This is a genomic window from Hoylesella shahii, from assembly GCF_937990675.1.
Classification (GTDB): Bacteria; Bacteroidota; Bacteroidia; order Bacteroidales; family Bacteroidaceae; genus Prevotella; species Prevotella shahii.
The window spans coordinates 1-7,250 of sequence record NZ_CALKQY010000050.1; the positions used below are offsets into that span (position 1 = coordinate 1).

General features: G+C 44.6%; 2 protein-coding genes. Both read right to left on the bottom strand.

Annotation, left to right across the window (positions count from 1 at the left end):
- Positions 1–145: 145 nt before the first annotated feature.
- Entirely contained in the window at positions 146–634 is a 489-nt protein-coding gene (locus QME03_RS07600; protein ID WP_110370563.1) for a hypothetical protein, read from the bottom strand.
- 1 nt (position 635) lies between these two features.
- Entirely contained in the window at positions 636–7,112 is a 6,477-nt protein-coding gene (locus QME03_RS07605) for an RHS repeat-associated core domain-containing protein (protein WP_281723970.1), read from the bottom strand.
- Between the last annotated feature and the right edge of the window lie 138 nt (positions 7,113–7,250).

A 7,250-nucleotide genomic window follows, 5' to 3' on the forward strand; every position in this document is an offset into this window, starting at 1 on the left:
AAGCTAAGCAGGTACACCCTAATGTTGCTTAGCATGTGTAGAGACTTGCAAATGCTCGTCTCTACACATCTATCATTCATACGTTAGCGTCCGCACGCCTTAACAATGTTAAATAAAGAGAAGTAGGTGTACCTGTTTCTCATATCTATCTGTTCTTCTTTATCAATTCAAAATCAAAAAGTGAACGAAGTCTCTGTTTTTTTCTATCAAAAATCAAAACAATCTTTACCAAATAGGATTTAGCGTATAACTCAGGTTGTGTAGTAACGTACTCAACCAAAGGGCCATTGAAATCGTAATTTTTGATAAACCGATAGATTTTTTCAAAGGGAAAAGATTTATCTCGTACCAGCCAAACAGTGTCAACTCTTCCTTTTTCATTTGTTATAAAGTTTACAAATGCACTATCTTTAATACACAATATTTCATCACAACAATGCGCTGTTATATAACTTAAGATGTTCTTATTGAAGGTCCGCACCTTTTGTTTGAGTTTCTCTTCATCCATTTCTGGCCCAAAATCATAGACATAAGGGGTTTCCCCATATATACTGTCTAGCAACAAAGGGTTAACTGCATATACTGTTGCGGCATAAGTATACAACAACAAAAAAACACAAATAAATTTCTTCATACTAATCATTTCTATTTTTGTGGGACTTTGGTTTGGGGCGACACTGAACCTCCCCATACCAGAATGAGCCATCGCTTTCATCCCTTTTAAGTGCATCTCTCTTTATTCCATCCCATCCAATAGCATGAACAGGGATTATACCTTGATAAGAATCGTCTGGGGACAGAGACGTATTGCCAGGATGCGTGTGGTCCATTTCCGATACTTCAAATTGCTGTCCAAGACCTAAATCCAGATAAGGGTATGATACTCCATTTATTACTTTATCTATAATATGATATAGCTTTCCTCCATTCTTTGTGTTTGACATATAATAGATATGATTTCCATCAGGACGTGTCCCAATGTATCTTGTAAGGTTGTTTGTAACGACTTCCTTTGAAAAGAAGTACCCTTCCGTTTCTTCAAAATAATATCCATAAGCGGTTTTATACTTTGCAGCCTCTACACCTTTCATTTTGGAATATGCAACTAGTAGCTTTGAAGCCTCATATTCACTTCCGTGGAAAAATCTACTGTCACTCAGATATCTTTTACTTGCAATCTCATTAAAGTTTATGGAGATGTTTCCACCTCCACCGGCAGCTGTTGTCCATCGGAAGTTCCAATTACTTAAGCTGCCAGCAGCACCAATTGTCAATCCTGCAGCACCGAATGCATTACTAACTCCGAATATGTATCCAAATGTTCCAGGGTTCACAATACCATAAGCGCATGCGTAACCAACAACACCGCCGACGACAACCCCTAAATAGGTTGTAACTTGCGACCAATTCCAGCTGAAAGGGTTTAGTTCGCCATGATTTGCAACGACTCCGCCCAAAAAGGCACCAGCAACAATTCCTATTATAATAATAGGGTTCTTTCCGTCCCTATCCACATACTTCAAAGGGTTATTCAGACAATAACTATACCTGTTGAAGTTTTGCGTAAAGTCAGGCATTTGAACGTATGGGTCAGGGCTTAAGAAGCGACCTAATACGGGATCATAAAGTCGGGCGTTCATGTTTATCAGTCCGAACCATGGCAGGTGTTCGTGCCCACAGTAGCCACGGCCAAGTAGCAGTTCTGGTTCACTACCCGCTTCGTAGTAGGTTTCCAAGTGCGGTTTGCGCAAACGCCCCCAAGCGTCATAATCCAGCTCTTGTTTCAGATAGCCTTTGTCATCCGTTATATAAACAATGCTGCCCAAATAGTCGCGTACTATTTGATAGACAATTCCGACACTACCATCGTGGCTGATGAGGACTGCAGGAGCAGTGTAGGCGTCACCACCTATGTAAAAGCGTTCCGCCTCGCTGCCCATTGAGTCTACATCACACTCGTATCGCCCACCAATATAATAGCGTGTCAGCAGCCGTCCGGTGCCATGCGTCACTATCATTCTCGTACGGTAGGCATCTGCCGTATAGTCAAAAGACGCAGTGTAGCCATTTTCTTCAATACGTTTCGGACGCATGAATGATGTGTAAGTAATGCGTTGGTCGCGCAAAGGCACAGCTGTCCCCAAGGGTGTTACGGACGTAACTTGATAGGGCTTGGCCGTATTTCCATATAATAAGGCACCCACATCTTGCTTCTTCACGATATTGCCATTGGCAGAATACACCACATCTGGTTCTTCTGAAAAACGGTCAGTCTTTTCAAGTCTGTTCAGATTATCATAATTAAAGCCCTCTATGCGTTTGTATCGGTTATTCGTACGGTTAAGCAGATTGCCAGTTTGGGCATCAAACTCATAATCAAAACCAAAATTGGGGTAGTGGTCATATTCAGCTATGATACCATTGAACGAGCAATAGCGGGGCAGACCCGTTTCCGTATAATTGTATTTACGCTCTAAAACGCCTGATTCTACCCTCGTCGATTGTCCCAAGTCGTTTTCTTCAGTTTGCTTCCAAACAATCTTTCCATCGTCTAGTTTAATCTCCACATTGTAGCCGTTGGCATATTCGAACCTCTCCTGACATAAATTCCCACGTTTAGACGCATACGATATTGATGTAACATTTCCCTTACCATATTGGTATTGCTTTTGCAGAAACTTGCCATCCTGAACGTTTTCGCGGGAGGTTGCCAAGCGGTCGTTATCATCGTATGTGAATTCGGAAGACGTTCCGTTGGTAGATTCTTCACGCACAAGCAGGCCGTCTGCATTATAGGTATATGCGGTATTGAACTCTGGGCGGCGGATGCCGGTTGCTCTGCCAAATTTGTCGTATGTGCTTGTGATGCTTCTGCCGTCTGCGTTTGTCTCCACTACTGTGCGTACGCCATCTGCACTGTAGCTTTCAGAAAAAGATCGGCGACCTGCACTTGGGTCAACAATGGCTGTTCGGCGACCGAATCCATCGTATTCGAAAGTGGTTGTCACGTTGCCAGGCGCGGTTATCGCACTGGGTTGCCCGTCGGGGCGCAGCGTGTAGGTAATGGTTCCGCCAGGGTCCTCCACCTTTATCAGTTCGCCAATGGCATCCGTTGTCTTGGTCGAGGCAATGCCTTCCTTCGTTTCGGTAACGCTCAGGCCAGCGTAACTCCACGTAGTAGTTTTCCCCGAAGCTTCCGTTTGCTTCACAAGACGGTCGTAATCATCATATTCGTAGGTGTTCCACAGCGCGGGCGCATCGCCCTTAAACGGCAAGGATGTCTTTGCAAGCCTGCCCTTATAGTCGTAGGCGTTATCCACAAATTGCCACTTGCCGTCGAGCCGCATGTTGCCCTTACGCACGTCCCGCTCCAATGCATCGTAATGCACAATGGTTTCGGGCTTGCCCGTAATAGTTTTGGCTATGGTGTACAGACCCTTTCCGCCCCATGCGGTGGTTATCGTCGTTGTTATTCCATCGGGCGAAGTGGTGGAGACGGGCTTACCCCACGCATCTGTAACGATGGTGGTTGTCCTGCCCTTATGGTCGGTTATGCGGTGTGCCTGCCCCCACTTGTCGTATTCGGCATAGGTTGTAGTCTGCCCCAAGGCATTTGTTTTTGTCAAGAGGTTACGCCCTATGGCATCGTAGGTATAGGTATTGCCTAACAGTTCGGTAACGTTATACGGTGCCGACTTCTCGCTGGTCACGTTTCCGTGGGCATCATACGTCCAGCGTGTTTCGTCGGTCTTATTGCCGTTGGTATAAGTGACGCTTCGTTCGGGCATCCATTGGGCGTTATAGGCGTATTCCTCGCGCGTTGTCCAGGTGTTGCCGTCACGCCCTGATGTCGTAGTTTTTGTAAGTGGAAGTCCAATGAAATAACGTTCAGGCGTAACCACATTACGATAGGTCTGCGTTGTTTCCGTGTACAGACCAGCACCAAGGGAAACGCGTTCTTTTGTCGGGTTGTTAAAAATATCGTAGGACAACTGTGTTTCTTTATTCACACCCGTAAGTTTATTGATTTCAAGAGAGTGCGTTAACACAGGATTGCAAGTTTTGTTCATTGCAAGCCATGTTTTGTTGTAAAACATGTACATTTCTTTGTCGCGAGTTTCAACATGAGTTGTTATTCCAAATTGTTCCGGGTCACGAAGCTCCATTACATAATTTCCTCCTACGTCTTCATTTACTCTTGTTTTTTCAAACCCAATGAAACCCATTCCCGTTCGATGAGCCACGGCCCCTTCATATGTATAACGAAGGTGTTTCACTAGTTTTCGATCGAGATATGTACCGCTATTGAGCAGGATATTCAATGGTGCCATGAGGTCATAATATGGGTAAGTCCGTAGGGTGTTTGAAGGGGTGTAGCACATTCTCCCGTCCGTCATATCTCCATAATCGTTCTGTTGTACAATTCCATGACTATTGGCCATGGCCGTAAGCAAACGATTGTTACTCTCGTTTTCCGTAAAGCGATAGCATGTAACTTTCGCATTTTCTATAGCGACTAGATGGCTCATACCCCATAGGTTGTTGACATTGGCGGGCAATAGCTGCGCATTTTGTGAAAGATCAAGGCTACAACATGATGTATGCAGAATCACACCGTGATTATTTGTGAATAACTGAACATATCCTTTCCTCATGCACAACAAGTCGGCATATCCATTTTTGTCCACATCCATCATCAAGTACTTGTCGTCTTTCTCCCTATTTGCAATAGGCATTTCTCGCCGTACAAACCCTCTTCCTGTCGACAGATATACGTTCCACACATTTCCATTATCTTGATAGCCTTTGTTCAATACTACTTCCACATCAACTCCGTGTGTTGGGCACCTCGGTGCGCCATTATCCAAATGCGATGGTGGGTACGTCAATGCACTCCCACAAGCCCTGCACCGACTAGGTCCTTTGTAACACTTCGTTAAATCTGCCTTGCAACGCGAACAAATCAAGCTAGGCCCTCTTATCGGTTCCTTTTCGCCGCAATCAGGACACGAACTGGGCATCCACACTGGTAAGGTTTGACGCTCAATGTCCATATACGAATCTGCTGGTGGAACAAGCACATCTATCTTTCCGTCTCCATTTATGTCACCAAAAGCAGCATTCTCTAAATTGCCAAAGGTTAAAGATTTAGACGTAAACCATTTTACAAATTTGTTGAATTGAACGGAGAACTTATAAACCTCCATGCCCTCGCGAGTAGCATGACACAGCTCCACCTTTCCGTCTCCATCAACATCAAGGGCGAAAGCCTTACTGTAGAACGACAAAGAAATGGGAGACGTCTCACTCAACCGTTGCTGGCTATCTAGATCTATCAAAGTAGACCACGAAGGAATGTCCTTGTTTAGGAATGTCTTGTTGTGCGAAATAGTCAACAGTTGCGCCTTCCCTGTCCCCATAAAATCACCAAAAAGGTAGATACGAGACATTGGGCTGTACGTTTTTCCCTCGTTGTCTACCACGCCCATAGCAGGCACGGTAAACGTCTTTGACTCAAATTTTCCTTTCTCGTATGTGTATGTGGTAATTTTCAAAAGCGTGTTGCCTCCCACCAAGTCACCGAAGTTCACCTTTACCAGTTCGTCCACCCCATCACCATTGGTGTCAACCGCCTGAATGGTCTGGAATCCACTCTCTGTCTTTATCGTAGACATGCCACTGGATGATGAAAGGTTTGGTGCAATCAAGATATCTTGATCGACGGGATATCCACTACCAAATACAGCATAATACTTTGTGGAAGACAAAAACTTCTTTACCACTAGCTGCCCCGTTTGCTGATATTGGTTGAAATGCCCTGGCATTGTCAACAAACCGTCAGCGAATTGGTTCTTCACGAATTTTCCTCGAACAAACAAGGGTTTTGCCCCATTTGTTTCCCCCTTAAAGTACTCAGTTAGTAACACATCACATTGCCTCCGTAATTTTCCATGTTGGTTATCCTTACCATCACCATAATCGAACTGCAAAGGTGGTAGGGCCGATTCTCCAGAGGAGCAGTCTATCCGAGTTAACAAGTTCACTTCTTTCAATACATGTGTGAGGCTGTAAGTGCAAAGTGTCTCAATTTTTCCATTCACTTTCGTTTGCGACACCACCTCTTTTAATAACCTGCTGGGAGCGATGGCCATTCCATCCAAATAGGTGGTGGTGAAATCTGGGCGGTCTGCATAGTGGAATAGCAACTGCCCACTATGTTCAACTTCCGTTTTCCCGCCATATGTCACCTTGGAAAGGTAATAACAATTCCCAACCTCAATGTAGGTGAAGTTTGCCTTATAGCCCTTCAAGTCGGTCAATTCGGTCAGAGGGTAAGCATACCTGGTGTTTGTGTTGTCCTTAAAGCCAAACGTTGCCGTATTGCCATTGGGATAAGCCACGGTAAAATAAGCAACGTGATCTCCATAGAGATGTTTTTTCACCAAGATAAAGCCTTTTGATGTTTCATATTGATATTGACGCTGTTGGCCCGTATTTGGCACTAGCCTCACACCATCCAAAGTAAACCTGCATTCATCGGGATCGGTTAAGTTGACGGGTGAAGTAACGCCATCGTACATTATCGTTTTCCCCACCGTTAAAATAGCCGACACACCCGCAATGTTCCAGCCATATCCTGCCGTTCCGTTAGCAGACTGGCTGTTGTACACAATAGAAATCTGTGGAGCAGCTCCACAACAATATGCAGTTGTTATGGGTATGGAGTAGGTTTTACCGCCAGTAGGGGAAACTCCTTCTTGGAAGGGAATTTTCCCTACATAACGGTCACTTTGTGTATAGTTGGGAAAATCGGGTATTCCATATCCAGACGGCCGATTAGCCCTAAAAGCATTCCCTTGAATTTGTTTTTGGGGCTTTGGGTTCGGGATAGCACCCAAATCAATGGGTTTATATACATACCGATAAATGGTGTCACCGTCTGCCAAAGCTTCAACCTCTACAACAGAGTCTGTTTCAAGATGAGTCTGCACCGCAGGATTAAATTTATTGAATAAACCGTTTGCTGCTGTATGACAGGCATTAGCCTTGCCATTATTAGGGAAAAGTAAGGCTACGAAAAGAACGGTAATAGTTGTAATAAATTGTTTCATAATAGTGGTCGTTTGGTCTGTTATTCCTTAATCACTTTCCACGAGGTGTTTTTGCCGTCTAATCGTATGTACAGCACATACATGCCCTTGGCATAACTCGCCATGTTCACCTTGGTAACGGTGCCTGCAATGCCACGC